Source organism: Bradyrhizobium sp. BR 10261 (assembly GCF_019455395.1).
Lineage (GTDB): Bacteria > Pseudomonadota > Alphaproteobacteria > Rhizobiales > Xanthobacteraceae > Bradyrhizobium > Bradyrhizobium manausense.
In genome coordinates this window covers 1-15,225 of the sequence record NZ_JACOFQ010000030.1, presented here as the reverse complement: position 1 = coordinate 15,225, position 15,225 = coordinate 1, and the positions used below count along the sequence as shown (strand labels likewise).

Below are 15,225 nucleotides of genomic sequence, written 5' to 3'. Positions count from 1 at the left end.
AAAGGGCCTTTCGCGGGCGGTAAAAGCCCCGAAAGGCCCTTATTTCCTTGCTTCTGGCCGAAATGGCGCTATATAGCGCGCCATCTCACACGGAAGCATGGCTCACAAGGCCGTCCGGTGGCAGCCGGGGCGACATCGCTCCGTTTTGCTCACACGCTTCCGGAGGAACCAACCGGAGAATTCAAACGATGGCACTCCCCGATTTCACTATGCGTCAGCTGCTCGAAGCTGGCGTGCACTTTGGTCACCAGTCGCACCGCTGGAATCCGAAAATGGCTCCGTTCATTTTCGGCACCCGTAACAACATCCACATCGTCGACCTCGCCCAGACCGTGCCGATGCTGCACACGGCCCTTCAGGCCGTCAGCGACACGGTTGCCAAGGGCGGCCGCATCCTGTTCGTCGGCACCAAGCGCCAGGCCCAGGACGGCGTCGCCGACGCTGCCAAGCGTTGCGCGCAGTATTTCGTCAATTCGCGCTGGCTCGGCGGCACGCTGACCAACTGGAAGACGATCTCGGCCTCGATCAAGCGTCTGCGTCACCTCGACGAAGTGCTGGCCGGCGGCGAAGCCAATTCCTACACCAAGAAGGAGCGCCTCACGCTGCAGCGCGAGCGCGACAAGCTCGACCGCTCGCTCGGTGGCATCAAGGACATGGGCGGTCTGCCCGACATGATCTTCGTGATCGACACCAACAAGGAAGACATCGCGATCCAGGAGGCCCAGCGTCTCAACATCCCGGTTGCCGCGATCGTCGACACCAATTCCGATCCGAAGGGCATCACCTATGTGGTGCCGGGCAATGACGACGCCGGCCGCGCGATCTCGCTCTATTGCGACCTGATCGCGCGCGCGGCGATCGATGGCATCTCGCGCGCTCAGGGCGAGTCGGGCGTCGACATTGGCGCGTCGGTTCGTCCGGCCGCCGAAGAGCTGCCGGCCCCGTCCTCGAGCGGCTTCCAGGGTCTTGCCGGTCCGCGCGGCACCGCCGACGACCTCAAGAAGCTCCCGGGCGTGTCGGGCGCGATCGAGAAGAAGTTCAACGACCTCGGCATCTTCCACTACTGGCAGCTCGCCGAGCTCGACCACGACACCGCGCACACGATCGGCGAAGAAGTCGGTCTGCCGAGCCGCGCAGATGCCTGGGTGGCCAAGGCCAAGGCACTGACCGCGGAAGCGGAATAGTCAAAACGGCGATGGGTTGGCCGGACAGGATCCGGCCACCATTTCATTCAGTTGACGCGAATTCCTGAGATGGACCGCGGCGGGGCAATTGGAAGCCACGCCGCGGCAAACCGGCAGGCAAGAAGGATTTTCAACGATGGCAACGATCACAGCTGCGATGGTCAAGGATCTGCGCGAGTCGACCGGCGCAGGCATGATGGACTGCAAGGCCGCGCTGACCGAGACCGACGGCAACATGGAAGCCGCGCAGGACTGGCTGCGCAAGAAGGGCCTGTCCAAGGCCGCCAAGAAGTCGGGCCGTGTCGCGGCCGAGGGGCTCATCGGCGCGCTCACCAAGGGCAACCAGGGCGTCGTGGTCGAGGTCAACTCCGAAACCGACTTCGTTGCGCGTAACGGCCAGTTCCAGGGCCTCGTCAAGATGATCGCCCAGGTCGCGTTCGACACCGGCGCCGATGTCGAGAAGATCAAGGCCGCCAAGGTCGGCGACGTCACGGTCGAAGCCGCGATCAACGACGCGATCGCCACCATCGGCGAGAACATGACGCTGCGCCGCGCTGCTTCGCTCGAAGTGAGCCAGGGCGTGGTGTCGAGCTATGTCCACGGCGCGGTCGTCGATGGCGCCGGCAAGATGGGCGTGATCGTCGCGCTGGAATCGCCCGGCAAGGCCGACGAGCTCGCAAGCCTCGGCCGCCAGATCGCCATGCATGTCGCGGCCGCCAACCCGCTTGCGCTCGATCCCAGCGGTCTCGATCCGGCCGTCGTCAAGCGCGAGAAGGACGTGCTCGCCGACAAGTACCGCCAGCAGGGCAAGCCCGAGAACGTGATCGAGAAGATCGTCGAGTCCGGCCTGAAGACCTACTACAAGGAAGTCTGCCTGCTCGAGCAGGCCTTCATCCACGATACCGGCAAGTCGGTGGCGCAGGCGGTGAAGGAAGCGGAAGGCAAGGTCGGCGGTACCGTGAAGATCGCCGGCTTCGTGCGCTATGCTCTCGGTGAGGGAATCGAGAAGCAGGAATCGGACTTCGCGGCTGAGGTCGCGGCGGCCAGCGGCAAGAAGTAAGCGCTGGAACACCTCCTTCCGGCGTGCCGCCGGAAGCGGCGCCCGGACGAGGAAAGTGCTCATGACTGATCCGGTCTATCGTCGCGTCGTGATCAAGCTGTCCGGCGAATATCTCGCAGGACGGCAAGGCTTTGGCATCGATCAGCCGACCATGGACCGGGTTGCCGACGATCTGATCGCGGCCCGTCAGCTCGGATGCGAGGTGGCGGTGGTGATCGGCGGCGGCAATATCTTTCGCGGCGTCGAGGTCTCCTCCCGCGGCGTCTCGCGCACGACCGGCGACACCATGGGCATGCTTGCCACCATGATGAACTGCCTCGCGCTGGAAGCGACCATCGAGCGCAAGGGCGCGCCGGCGCGGACGCTGTCGGCGTTTGTCATGCCCGAGATTTCCGAGCTGTTCACGCGCACCGCGGCGCACAAATACCTCGCCGAGGGTCGAATCATCGTGCTCGGTGGTGGCACCGGCAATCCGTACTTCACCACGGACACGACGGCCGTGCTGCGGGCCGCCGAGATCGGCGCCGAGGCGGTGCTGAAAGCCACCAACGTCGACGGCGTCTACTCGGCCGATCCGAAGCAGGACCCTTCGGCCAAGCGGTTCGACCGGCTGACGCATTCGCAGGCGATCGAGGGCGGCTACAAGGTGATGGATGCGACCGCCTTCGCACTTGCCCGCGAGACGTCGCTGCCTATCATTGTATTTTCGATCGCGGAACCCGGTTCGATCGGCGCGATTCTGCGCGGTACCGGCCACGGGACTGTTGTCGCCGGCTGACGACTCGTTCTGGCGCCCCGAAGCAGGGGCGCGGTGAGGTCGCCGGAACATTGAAGGAGAAACGTGATGGCCACGGGTAATTTCGACCTCAACGAAGTGAAGCGCCGCATGCAGGGCGCGGTCGCATCGCTCAAGCATGAACTTGGCGGACTGCGGACGGGCCGTGCATCGGCCTCGATGCTCGATCCGGTGCAGGTCGATGCCTATGGCAGTCACATGCCCCTCAATCAGCTCGCCACCGTCAGTGTGCCCGAGCCGCGCCTGATCTCGGTGCAGGTCTGGGACAAGTCGATGGTCAAGGCCGTCGAGAAGGCGATCGTCGATTCCAATCTCGGACTGTCGCCGGCAACCGAGGGCCAGGTGCTGCGCCTGCGCATCCCCGAGCTCAACGAGGAGCGCCGCAAGGAGCTCGTCAAGGTCGCGCACAAATATGCCGAGGCCGCCAAGGTCGCCGCGCGCCACGTCCGCCGCGACGGCCTCGATGTGCTCAAGAAGCTCGAGAAGAATCACGAGATGTCGGAGGACGACCAGAAGCGTCACGCCGACGAGGTGCAGAAGGCCACCGACGGCACCATCGCGGAGATCGACCAGCTGCTGGCCGCCAAGGAAAAAGAAATCCTCACCGTTTAAGGCCTTTTTCCATGTCCAACGCCGCCGCGCCCGCAACGGACGGACCTGATCGGTCCGATGTGCCTGCGCATGTCGCCATCATCATGGATGGCAACGGGCGTTGGGCGGCCGCGCGCGGTCTGCCGCGGGCCGAAGGCCATCGCCGCGGCGTCGAAGCGCTGCGGCGTGTGGTGCGGGCCTCGCACGAGCTCGGCATCCGCTATCTCACCATCTTCTCGTTCTCGTCCGAAAACTGGTCGCGACCGGCAAGCGAGATCGGCGATCTCTTCGGTCTGCTCCGCCGTTTCATCCGCAACGATCTGGCGAGCCTGCATCGCGACGGCGTCAAGGTGCGCATTATCGGCGAGCGCGCCGGCCTCGAGGGCGACATCTGCGCGCTCCTCAACGAGGCCGAGGAATTGACGCGCGACAACACCCGCCTCACGCTCGTCGTCGCCTTCAATTACGGCTCGCGGCAGGAGATCGCGAAAGCCGCGCAGAAGCTCGCCCGCGAAGTCGCCGACGGCACGCGCGATCCTGCCACGATCGACGCCGACGCACTCGGCGCCCATCTCGACGCGCCCGACATTCCCGATCCCGATCTCATCATCCGCACCAGCGGCGAGCAGCGCCTCTCCAACTTCCTGATGTGGCAGGCCGCCTATAGCGAGCTCGTCTTCGTGCCGGTCCACTGGCCGGATTTCGACAAGGCGGCGCTCGAAAGCGCGATCGCCGAATTCGCCAGGCGCGAGCGCCGTTTCGGCGGCCTGGTTGCGAAATCAGCCTCGTGAGCGAACCCGACGCCGCACCGGCGGGCACGACGCCTGCTTCGAACAATCTGGTGATGCGAGTTCTCGCGGCGCTGGTGCTGGCGCCGATCACGCTCGCGCTCGCCTATGCCGGCGGCTGGCTGTGGGCGCTGCTCGTCACCCTGATCTCGATCGGGCTGTTCACGGAATGGCTGATGGTGGTGGGTGCAAGCTCGACCGCTCTGACCGGGGCAGGGACCATCGTCCTTGCCATGATGGGCTTGTGCGTTGCCGCCGGCGCGCTCAAGACCGCTGTCATTGTCGGCTGCATCGGCGGCGCGATGGTGACGCTGATTGCGCGCGGCAAGTTCATCTGGGCCGCGACCGGATTTGCCTATGCAGCGGCGGCGCTGCTGGCCTCGATCCTGGTGCGGAAGGATCTCGTGCACGGCTTCGCCGCGCTGATGTTCGTGCTGCTCGTGGTGTGGGCGACCGATATTGGCGGCTACTTTGCCGGCCGCGGGATCGGTGGGCCGAAGCTTTGGCCGCGCGTCAGCCCGAAGAAGACCTGGGCCGGCGCGTTCGGCGGCTTCGTGGCGAGCCTTGCGGTTGCGGGCGCGTTCGCCGCTTTCGGTATTGGGAAGGTGGTGCCATTGCTGTTCGTCAGCGCCGTCCTGTCGGTGGTCTCGCAGGCGGGCGACCTGTTCGAATCCGCGGTGAAAAGGCGCTTCGGCGTCAAGGATTCCAGTCACTTAATTCCCGGCCATGGCGGGCTATTGGACCGTCTGGACGGCTTTGTCGCCGCCATCCTGGTGGCATGGATTATCGGCTTTCTCCGCCATGGTGTGCATAGCGCCGGAAGCGGTCTTATGGTTTGGTGAGGATATGAGCGCAGTCCCATTGCGTAACAACAGGCTTGCTGCGACCGACATCCGCAGCGTCACGGTCCTCGGCGCCACCGGCTCGATCGGCGACAGCACGATGGATCTGCTGCGCGCTTCGCCCGAGCGCTATCGCGTCGAGGCGCTGACGGCGAACAGCAATGTCGAAGCACTGGCAAAACTCGCGAAGGAATTCTCCGCGCGCTTCGTTGCGATCGCAGACAGCACCAAGCTCGCCGACCTGAAGGCCGCACTCGCGGGCACGAGCACGGAATGCGGCGCCGGCGAAAGCGCGGTGATCGAAGCCGGCGCGCGCCCGGCTGACTGGGTGATGGCCGCGGTAAGTGGCGCTGCCGGACTGAAGCCGGCGCTGGCCGCGGTCGATCGCGGCGCCCATGTCGCGCTCGCCAACAAGGAATGCCTGGTCTGCGCCGGTGATTTCTTCATGCAGCGCGCGGCGAAAGCGGGCGCCTGCATTCTGCCGGCGGATTCCGAGCACAATGCGCTGTTTCAGGCGCTGGCCTCCGGCAATCGCGACGAACTGGTCCGCGTCATCATCACGGCATCGGGCGGCCCTTTCCGGACCTGGAAGCCCGCGGATATCGAGCAGGCGACGCTCGAGCAGGCCCTCAAGCATCCGAACTGGAGCATGGGGCAGAAGATCACGATCGATTCCGCCTCGATGATGAACAAGGGCCTCGAGGTGATCGAGGCGTCGTATCTGTTCGCGCTGTCGCCTGACGAGATCGACGTGCTGGTGCATCCGCAGTCGATCATCCACGGCATGGTGGAGTTTTCGGATCGCTCGGTGATGGCCCAGCTCGGCTCGCCCGACATGCGCACCCCGATCGCCCATTGCCTTGGCTGGCCCGACCGGATCAAGGGTCCGGCGGCCAAGCTTGATCTGGCCAAGATCGGCCAGCTCACCTTCGAGGCGCCCGACTTCGAGCGGTTCCCCGGACTTCGCCTGGCGTTCGAGTCGCTCCGGACCGGGAAGGGGGCGACCACTGTCTTCAATGCCGCCAACGAGGTTGCGGTCGCAGCCTTCATCGCCGGCAAGATCCGCTTCGGTGCCATCGCCCGCCTGGTCGAGGCGACGTTGGAGGACTGGATCCGGGGCGGGAACCAGGGACCCATGATGTCAGCGGATGATGCAATAAACGTTGACCATGTTGCGCGAAATAAAGCTGCCGCCCTGTTGCCTCAAATTGCCTTAAAGGCATCCTAGATGGTTCGGGGCCAGGGCCTTGCGGCGCTGGATGAGGGAATTCGATGATCGACTTTTTTACCCATAGTTTCAATATGTTGAGCCATGGGCTCCTCGGCTACGTCGTTCCCTTCCTGTTCGTCCTGACCATCGTCGTGTTCTTCCATGAGCTCGGCCATTTTCTGGTCGCGCGATGGGCAGGCGTTCGGGTGCTGACCTTCTCGCTCGGCTTCGGACCCGAGCTGGTCGGATTCAACGACCGCCACGGCACGCGCTGGAAGATCTCGGCGATCCCGCTTGGCGGCTACGTCAAGTTCTTCGGTGACGAGAGCGAGGCCTCGACGCCGTCGGCCGCGACGCTGGAAGCCATGACGGCAGAAGAGCGCGCCGGCAGCTTCCATCACAAGAAGGTCGGCCCGCGCGCCGCCATCGTTGCCGCCGGACCGATCGCCAATTTCATCCTCGGCGCCCTGATCTTCGCAGGCATGGCGCTGTATTACGGCAAGCCAAGCACGATCGCGCGCGTGGACGGCGTCGTCGCCGACGGTGCCGCGGCTGCCGCGGGCTTCAAGGTCGGCGACGTCGTCGTGCAGATCGATGGCAAGCCGATCGATAGCTTTGCCGACATGCAGCGCATCGTTGCGACGAGCGCAGGTTCAGCCCTGGTTTTCCAGGTGAAGCGGGATGGTTCGGTGGTGTCGCTGACGGCGACGCCGGCGCTGCTCGAGCGCAAGGATCCGTTCGGCAATAGTCACAAGGTCGGCGTGCTCGGTGTCGAGCACAAGTCGCAGGCCGGTGAAGTTTCGACCTCGCCGGTCGGGGTCGGCGAGGCGCTCAAGATCGGGGTCGAGCAGGTCTGGTTCATCATCACCAGCACCTTCAAGTTCCTGGGCTCGCTGTTCGTCGGGCAGGGCAATCCGAACGAGGTCAGCGGCGTCCTCGGCATCGCCAAGATGTCGGGGCAGGCGGCCAGTGCCGGGTTCCAGTTCGTGATCAATCTGTGCGCGGTGCTGTCGGTCTCGATCGGCCTTCTGAACCTGTTCCCGATTCCGCTGCTCGATGGCGGTCACCTTCTGTTCTACACGGCCGAGATCGTCCGTGGCCGTCCGCTGTCCGAGCGGACTCAGGAGATGGGGTTCCGAATCGGGCTTGGTCTGGTGCTGATGCTGATGGTCTTTGCGACCTACAACGACATCCTGCGGATGGCCGCTTCCTGATCGGGGCTTTTTTGTGGCGTTGCTGTTAGGCAACGTCTTGGAATGAAATTGAAATTACCCTGTCAGCTGCCGTTTGCGATGTCCGGGAAATTGGCTACAAGCGGCTAGAACTTGGGGAATCTCCCAGACCGGCTTTGGGGTTGGGTCTGGTAAGTTGATAAGGGCGCGTTGCGCATGAAGTTTGGACTGCGACTCCGGGGGGGCTTGCTCGCAACCCTGATCATGTTCGGCGCGCCGGTGGTTGCCCCGGTTGGGGCTGTTTTGGTGTCTTCGTCTGCGCTCGCTCAGACCGTGCAGTCGATTTCCGTCGAAGGAAATCGCCGCGTCGAGGTGGAGACGATTCGGTCCTATTTCAAGCCTGGCCCCGGCGGGCGCCTCGATCAGGGCGCTATCGATGACGGCCTCAAGGCACTGATCGAGACCGGCCTGTTCCAGGACGTGAAGATCAACCGCGGCCCCGGCGGCCAGTTGATCGTCTCGGTTGTGGAAAACCCGGTGATCGGGCGCATCGCGTTCGAGGGCAACAAGAAGATCAAGGACGAGCAGCTCACCGCCGAAGTGCAGTCCAAGGCGCGCGGCACCTTCTCCCGCGCCATGGTGCAGTCGGACACGCTGCGAATCGCCGAAATCTATCGCCGTTCCGGCCGCTATGACGTGACCGTCACGCCAGAGATCATCGAGCAGCCGAACAACCGCGTCGATCTCGTCTTCACGATCAACGAAGGTGCCAAGACCGGCGTCAAGTCGATCGAGTTCGTCGGCAACAACGCGTTCTCCTCCTACCGCCTGCGCGACGTCATCAAGACACGCGAGACCAATCTGCTGAGCTTCCTCGGCAGCGGCGACGTGTACGACCCCGATCGCGTCGAGGCCGACCGCGACCTGATTCGCCGCTTCTACCTCAAGAACGGCTTCGCCGACGTCCAGGTCGTGGCCGCGCTCACCGAATACGATCCGGAGAAGAAGGGCTTCAACGTCACCTTCAAGATCGAGGAAGGCCAGCAATATCGCGTCGGCACCGTCGATTTCCGCACCAGCATCCCGAACTTCGACCCAACCACGTTGCGGTCCTTCTCGCGCGTCAATGTCGGTTCGCTCTACAACGTCGAATCGGTCGAGAAGTCGGTCGAGGACATGCAGATCGAAGCCTCGCGCCGCGGCTTTGCCTTCGCGGTGGTGCGTCCGGCCGGCGATCGCAATTTCGATGCGCATACCGTCGCCGTCGTGTTCAACATCGACGAGGGGCCGCGCACGTACATCGAGCGCATCAACATCCGCGGCAACACCCGCACCCGCGACTACGTGATCCGCCGCGAGTTCGACCTCTCCGAGGGCGATGCCTACAACCGTGCGCTGGTCGACCGCGCCGAGCGCCGCCTGAAGAACCTCGACTACTTCAAGACCGTGAAGATCACGACGGAGCCGGGTTCATCCAGCGACCGCGTGGTCCTGATCGTCGATCTCGAAGAGAAGTCGACCGGCGACTTCTCGGTCTCGGGCGGTTACTCGACCACGGACGGTGCGCTGGCCGAAGTCTCGGTCTCCGAGCGTAACCTGCTCGGCCGCGGCCTTTTCGCCAAGGCATCGGTCACCTACGGCCAGTATGCGCGCGGCTATTCGCTCTCGTTCGTCGAGCCGTATCTGTTCGACTATCGGATCGCGCTGGGCCTCGACCTCTATCAGCGCCAGCAGCTGTCGAACAGCTACATCTCCTACGGCACCAAGACGCTCGGCTTCTCGCCGCGTCTCGGCTTCTCCCTGCGTGAAGATCTGTCGCTGCAGCTGCGCTACTCGATCTACCGGCAGGAAATCACGCTGCCGTCCTATCTGGCGAACTGTAACAACATCCCGACATCAGGCGCGTTCAATCCGAGCCCGGCCTACGCTGCCGTCAACGGCATTGATCTGACCTCGACCAACGGCCTCGGCTGCTACAGCGACGGCGAGGCTTCGCTGCCGGTCCGCAAGGAGCTTGCGAACGGCAAGACGCTGACCTCGGCGCTCGGCTACACGCTGACCTACAACACGCTCGACAACAACAAGAACCCGACCGACGGTCTGCTCGTCGACTTCAGGCAGGACTTCGCCGGTGTCGGCGGCGACGTCTCCTACCTGAAGACCGCCTTGGACGCGAAGTACTACCAGTCGCTGGTGTCTGATCTCGTCGGCCTCGTCCACCTCCAGGGCGGTGTCCTGAACAAGGTCGGCAGCAAAGACCTGCGTATGCTGGATCACTTCCAGATGGGCCCGAACCTCGTCCGCGGCTTCGCGCCGAACGGCATCGGCCCGCGCGACATCAACCCGTATGACACGCAGGACGCGCTCGGCGGCACCAAATATTGGGGCGCTTCGCTCGAATTGCAGATGCCGTTCTGGTTCCTGCCGAAGGAAGTCGGTCTGAAGGGCGCGGTCTACGCCGACGCCGGCGGTCTGTACGACTATAAGGGCCCGACGACCTGGGCGCTGACAGGCGAAACCACGACGACCCAGAACTCGAACTGCACCGCGTCGACGATCAATCCGAACACTCCGGGAACCTGTACCGGCCTGGTCTACGATGACAGCAAGGTCATCCGTTCGTCGGTCGGTGTCGGCTTGATCTGGGCTTCGCCGTTCGGGCCGCTGCGCTTCGACTACGCAGTGCCGCTCACCAAGGGCAAGTATGACCGTACGCAGGAATTCCGGTTCGGCGGCGGCACCTCGTTCTAATTTGATCGGCAGGGCGTGACCGGCCGCTTGGGAATTCCTCCGGGAATTGCTGGGGCCGGCCGCCAAAAAGATCGTGCTCAATCCGTGAGATTAGGCATGATGCGGCTCACCGCTTCATGCCGAAGCCGGACCGCGACGGGGTGGAATGGCACAGCCGACCTTCTTCAAGAAACCGCCTGCGACGGCGCTGGCCGATATCGCCACGCTGACCAAGGCGCAACTGGTCGATCCCAGCAGGGGCGGTCATGTCATCACGGGTCTCGCTTCGCTGGACGAAGCCGGCCCGATGCATTTGGCGTTCTTCGACAACCTCAAATACGCCGATGAGCTGAAGGCGACCAAGGCTGGTGCCTGCCTGGTGAGCCCGCGATTCGAGGCGCAGGTGCCGGCGCATACGGCCGTGCTGCGGGTGGCGCAGCCGTTCCGGGCCTTCGTCAGGATCGCCCGGGAATGGCACGCGGACGCATTGCGCCCGCAGTCCTGGTTCGGCAATGACGGCATTGCGCCATCGGCCATCATCGACCCGTCGGCACGGCTGGAGGACGACGTCATCGTCGAGCCACTGACTGTCATCGGTCCTGACGTGGAGATCGGCAGCGGCACCGTGATCGGGGCAGGCGTCGTCCTCGGGCCGGGCGTCAAGATCGGCCGGGACTGCAATGTCGGCGCACGCACGGCCATCCAGTGCGCGCTGATCGGCAACAACGTGCTGATCCACCCCGGCTGCTCGATCGGCCAGGACGGCTACGGCTTCATCTTCTTCGGCCCTGAGGGCCATTTGAAGGTGCCCCAGACCGGTCGTGTGCTGATCCAGAACAACGTGGAAGTCGGTGCCGGCACCACCATCGATCGCGGCTCCCTGCGCGACACCGTGATCGGGGAGGGCACCAAAATCGACAATCAGGTCCAGATCGGCCACAATGTGACGATCGGCCGTAATTGCCTGCTGGCGGCTCAGATCGGGCTCGCGGGCAGCCTGACCATCGGCGACAACGTGGCGCTGGGAGCGAAGGTTGGTATCAACAATCACCTCAAGATCGGCGATGGGGCCCAGGTGACCGCCATGAGCGCGGTCAAGGACGACATCCCGCCGGGGGGACGCTGGGGCGGGCATTTCGCCAAGCCTACCAAACAATGGTTCAAGGAGATCATCGCGGTGGAGCGTCTGGTACGCGACAGCAAGACCGATCCGAAGGATGAGGGACGGGAATGACGGAGGAATCACCGATCAAGTTTGCACTGGTGGACATCAATGCGATCCTCCAGACCCTGCCGCACCGTTTTCCGATGCTGCTGATCGACCGGGTGATCAACATCCGCGCTGATTACAGCGGCATCGGCATCAAGAACGTCACCTTCAACGAGCCGGCCTTCCAGGGGCATTTCCCCGAGCGTCCGGTCTATCCCGGCGTCATGATGATCGAGGCGATGGCGCAGACCGCAGGCGTGATCGGCATCAAGTCGGTCGAGGGCACTGAGAAGCCGCGGGCGGTGTATTTCCTCACCATCGACAAGTGCAAGTTCCGCAAGCCGGTGCTGCCAGGCGATACCATCGAGTATCACATGCGCTCGCTCGGCCGTCGCAAGGCGATGTGGTGGTTTCACGGTGACGCCAAGGTCAACGGTCAGGTCGTCGCCGAGGCCGATGTCGGAGCCATGCTGACGGACTGAGGGGAGCCAGGCCTTCCGCTTGTCATTCCGGGGCGCGACGAAGTCGCGAGCCCGGAATCCATTGGACTGCGGTGCGGGTGGTGAGATGGATTCCGGGCCTGCGTGCTTTGCACGCATCCCGGAATGACGGTCGACCCGAAACACGCCGAGATCATACGTCACTGGACAGATCGGGCGCAGTCGCGCTAACAGGCGGAAAGCCGAGCAAGTTCAACACATAGTCAGACCTTGTTGATAAGTAAGATCGCTTGATGAGTAAGATCGACCCCACCGCGCGGGTGGAAGACGGCGCCGTGATCGGCGAGGGCACCGAGATCGGGCCCTTTTGCATCATCGGTCGCAACGCCCGGATCGGGGCCAATTGCAAGCTGCTCGGACAGGTCACCATTATCGGCCACACCACGGTCGGCGACGGCTGCGTGATCTCGCCTTTCGCGGTGCTCGGAGGCGCGCCGCAGGACCTCAGCTACAAGGGCGAGCCGACCACGCTCGAGATCGGTTCCGGCAACGTCATCCGCGAGGGTTCGACGATGAATGTCGGCACCGTCAAGGGCGGTGGCAAGACGCGCGTCGGCAACGATGGCTACTTCATGAACAACAGCCATGTCGGCCACGACTGCGTGGTCGGCAACAACGCGATCTTCGCGACCTCGGCGACGCTCGGCGGCCATTGCGAGATCGGCGATGCCGTCTATATCGGCGGGCTGTCCGCGGTGCATCAGTTCACCCGCATCGGCTCCTATGTGATGGTCGGCGGCCTCTCGGGCGTGCGCGACGACATCATCCCGTATGGGCTCGCCAACGGCCAGTATGCGGTGCTGGAGAGCCTCAACCTTATCGGGATGAAGCGGCGCAAGTTCACCAAGCAGCGGCTTGCGACGGTGCGGGCGTTCTACCAAAAACTCTTCCACGGTCCCGGCACGTTCGCCGAGCGGCTGGAGGCGGTGCAGCCGCTTGCAAGCGAAGATCCCGCGATTGCGGAGATCCTCGGCTTCATCGGCAAGGGCAAGCGTCCACTCTGCCTTCCGACCATCGAGAAGTGATCCTGGCATGGCCGCGGACATGACATCGGCGGCATCTGGGATTTCATCGCCGGTCGGCGTTGTCGCCGGCGGCGGCGCCATGCCGTTCGCGGTCGCCGACTCGCTCGCCGCGCGCGGCATCACGCCGGTGCTGTTTGCATTGCGCGGCGCCTGCGATCCGGTGCAGGTCGAGAAATTCCGCCATCGCTGGATCTCGGTCGGCCAGCTTGGCCGCGCCATGCGGCTGTTCCGCGAGGAGGGGTGCCGCGACCTGATCTTCATCGGCACCCTGGTGCGGCCCTCGCTTACCGAGATTCGCTTCGACATCAAGACGCTGCGATTGCTCGGCAACGTCATCCGTGCGTTCCGCGGCGGCGACGATCATTTGTTGTCGGGCGTCGGCCGGATCCTCGAGCAGGACGGCTTTCGCATGGTCGGCATCAAGGACGTCGCGCCCGACCTCCTGATGCCAGAGGGCTGCATCAGCCGCGCCTGGCCGGCGGACAACGCCAAGGGCGACATCGAGCGCGGGCGCGCGGTGCTCACAGCGCTCGGGCCGTTCGATATCGGGCAGGCCGCGGTCGTGATCGATGGCCATGTGGTGGCGATCGAGGACATCGAGGGCACCGATGCGCTGCTGGCGCGCGTGGCGCGGTTGCGCGAAGAGGGCCGCATCCGCGCAGCCACGGGGCGTGGCGTGCTGGTGAAGGCGCCGAAAAGCGGCCAGGACCTGCGCTTCGACCTGCCGACGATCGGCCCGCGTACGATCGAGGGCGTCGCCAGGGCCGGCCTCGCCGGTGTCGCTGTGATCGCCGGCAACACCATCGCTGCCGAACCGCAGGCGATGATCGCGCTCGCCGACGCCAAATATCTTTTCGTTGTCGGTCTGCCGGCGTGATGCAGGTTCGCGATCCCATCAGGAAGATATTTCTGATCGCGACGGAGGAATCCGGCGACCGGCTGGGCTCGGCGCTGATGAGGGTGCTGCGCCAGCGGCTTGGCGATGGCGTGGAGTTCGTGGGCGTCGGCGGCCTCACCATGGCGCGCGAGGGGCTCGAGACGCTGTTTCCGATCGAGGAACTGTCGATCGTCGGCCTTGCCGCTGTGGTGCAGCAGCTGCCGAAGATCCTGCGGCTGATCCGCGAAACAGCAGATGCCGTGACCGATGCCGCGCCAGATGCGCTCGTCATCATCGACAGTCCTGATTTCACCCATCGGGTCGCCCGCCGTGTGCGCGCGAACAATCCGGCAATCCCTGTGATCGACTACGTCTCGCCCTCGGTGTGGGCCTGGCGGCCGGGCCGTGCGCGCGCCATGCTCGGCTATGTCGATCATGTGCTCGGCCTCTTGCCGTTCGAGCCGGAGGAATATCGCAAGCTGGGCGGGCCGCCCTGCAGCTATGTCGGCCATCCCCTGACCGAGCAGCTGTCGTCGCTGCGGCCGGATGCCGACCAGCAACGGCGCCGCGATGGCGAGCCGCCGGTGCTGCTGGTTTTGCCGGGCAGCCGGCGCAGCGAAATCCGGCATCATCTCGACGTGTTCGGCGCGGCCATCGGCCGGTTGCAATCCAGCGGCACCAAATTCGAATTGATGCTGCCGACCATGCCGCATCTCGAAGCCACCATTCGCGCAGGCGTCGCAAACTGGCCCGTCAAACCTGGAATCGCGGTCGGCGAAACCGAAAAGCGCGCCGCGTTCCGGATCGCGCGCGCGGCGCTGGCAAAGTCCGGCACGGTGACGCTGGAGCTGGCCCTGTCAGGCATCCCGATGGTGACGGCTTATCGCGTCGGGGCGATGGAGGCCTTCATTCTGCGCCGCGCCATCCAGGTGTCTTCGGTAATCCTCGCCAATCTCGTGATCGGCAAGGATGTGGTCCCCGAATTCCTGCAGGAAGACTGCACGCCCGAGAAGCTCGCCGGCGCGCTGTCGGAGGTGCTGACCGACACGCCGATGCGCCGTCAGCAGGTCGAAGCCTTCGCGCAGCTCGACACCATCATGTCGACCGGCAACAAACCGCCGAGCGTGCTCGCCGCCGACATCGTGCTCGCGACGATGCGGAAGGGGCGGCGGTAGACGACGGTCTCGTAGATGGGGTAACGGGCACGGAGGCCTCCCAAGCCAGCCGCGCTAGCTACGGC

Annotated in this window: 14 protein-coding genes; all 14 read left to right on the top strand. The window is 64.4% G+C overall.

The annotated features are described in order from the left end of the window. The first annotated feature begins 188 nt into the window (after positions 1 to 188). The 14 genes from HYH07_RS28565 to lpxB all read left to right on the top strand — a co-directional run bounded on the left by HYH07_RS28565 (position 189) and on the right by lpxB (position 15,160). Positions 189 to 1,184: a 30S ribosomal protein S2 gene (locus HYH07_RS28565; protein ID WP_220005591.1), complete on the top strand. Its 996-nt coding sequence runs from the start codon at positions 189 to 191 to the stop codon at positions 1,182 to 1,184. Between the two features lie 136 nt (positions 1,185 to 1,320). After that, entirely contained in the window at positions 1,321 to 2,244 is a 924-nt protein-coding gene (gene tsf, locus HYH07_RS28560; RefSeq protein ID WP_220005590.1) for a translation elongation factor Ts, read from the top strand. Between the two features lie 61 nt (positions 2,245 to 2,305). After that, on the top strand, positions 2,306 to 3,022 hold the full coding sequence (pyrH, locus tag HYH07_RS28555; RefSeq protein WP_220005589.1) for a UMP kinase: 717 nt from the start codon (positions 2,306 to 2,308) through the stop codon (positions 3,020 to 3,022). 66 nt (positions 3,023 to 3,088) lie between these two features. Beyond that, positions 3,089 to 3,652 carry a ribosome recycling factor gene (gene frr / locus HYH07_RS28550; RefSeq protein ID WP_057756077.1) on the top strand — a complete coding sequence of 188 codons (564 nt, stop codon included), beginning with the start codon at positions 3,089 to 3,091 and terminating at the stop codon, positions 3,650 to 3,652. A gap of 11 nt (positions 3,653 to 3,663) precedes the next feature. Then, positions 3,664 to 4,422, top strand: a complete 759-nt coding sequence (locus HYH07_RS28545) for an isoprenyl transferase (RefSeq protein ID WP_220005588.1) — start codon at positions 3,664 to 3,666, stop codon at positions 4,420 to 4,422. Next, positions 4,419 to 5,261 carry a phosphatidate cytidylyltransferase gene (locus HYH07_RS28540; RefSeq protein ID WP_312016700.1) on the top strand — a complete coding sequence of 281 codons (843 nt, stop codon included), beginning with the start codon at positions 4,419 to 4,421 and terminating at the stop codon, positions 5,259 to 5,261. Before HYH07_RS28545 ends, HYH07_RS28540 begins: the two co-directional genes overlap by 4 nt. 4 nt (positions 5,262 to 5,265) lie before the next feature. Further along, positions 5,266 to 6,489, top strand: coding sequence for a 1-deoxy-D-xylulose-5-phosphate reductoisomerase (gene dxr, locus HYH07_RS28535; protein WP_220005587.1), 1,224 nt, complete (start codon positions 5,266 to 5,268; stop codon positions 6,487 to 6,489). 44 nt (positions 6,490 to 6,533) lie between these two features. Next, positions 6,534 to 7,685, top strand: a complete 1,152-nt coding sequence (gene rseP / locus HYH07_RS28530) for an RIP metalloprotease RseP (RefSeq protein ID WP_220005586.1) — start codon at positions 6,534 to 6,536, stop codon at positions 7,683 to 7,685. Positions 7,686 to 7,859: 174 nt separating this feature from the next. Further along, on the top strand, positions 7,860 to 10,394 hold the full coding sequence (bamA, locus tag HYH07_RS28525; RefSeq protein ID WP_220005585.1) for an outer membrane protein assembly factor BamA: 2,535 nt from the start codon (positions 7,860 to 7,862) through the stop codon (positions 10,392 to 10,394). 145 nt (positions 10,395 to 10,539) lie between these two features. Then, entirely contained in the window at positions 10,540 to 11,607 is a 1,068-nt protein-coding gene (lpxD, locus tag HYH07_RS28520; RefSeq protein ID WP_220005584.1) for a UDP-3-O-(3-hydroxymyristoyl)glucosamine N-acyltransferase, read from the top strand. Continuing rightward, a complete protein-coding gene (fabZ, locus tag HYH07_RS28515; protein WP_057756061.1) occupies positions 11,604 to 12,065 on the top strand; it encodes a 3-hydroxyacyl-ACP dehydratase FabZ in 462 nt (153 codons plus the stop codon). The genes lpxD and fabZ overlap by 4 nt, the downstream gene beginning before the upstream one ends. Positions 12,066 to 12,316: 251 nt before the next feature. Beyond that, positions 12,317 to 13,108, top strand: coding sequence for an acyl-ACP--UDP-N-acetylglucosamine O-acyltransferase (lpxA, locus tag HYH07_RS28510; RefSeq protein ID WP_220005583.1), 792 nt, complete (start codon positions 12,317 to 12,319; stop codon positions 13,106 to 13,108). Positions 13,109 to 13,127: 19 nt separating this feature from the next. Continuing rightward, positions 13,128 to 13,985 (top strand): LpxI family protein, encoded by an 858-nt coding sequence (locus HYH07_RS28505; RefSeq protein ID WP_220005656.1) that lies wholly within the window; start codon positions 13,128 to 13,130, stop codon positions 13,983 to 13,985. Next, a complete protein-coding gene (gene lpxB / locus HYH07_RS28500) occupies positions 13,982 to 15,160 on the top strand; it encodes a lipid-A-disaccharide synthase (RefSeq protein ID WP_220005582.1) in 1,179 nt (392 codons plus the stop codon). Before HYH07_RS28505 ends, lpxB begins: the two co-directional genes overlap by 4 nt. Positions 15,161 to 15,225 lie beyond the last annotated feature (65 nt).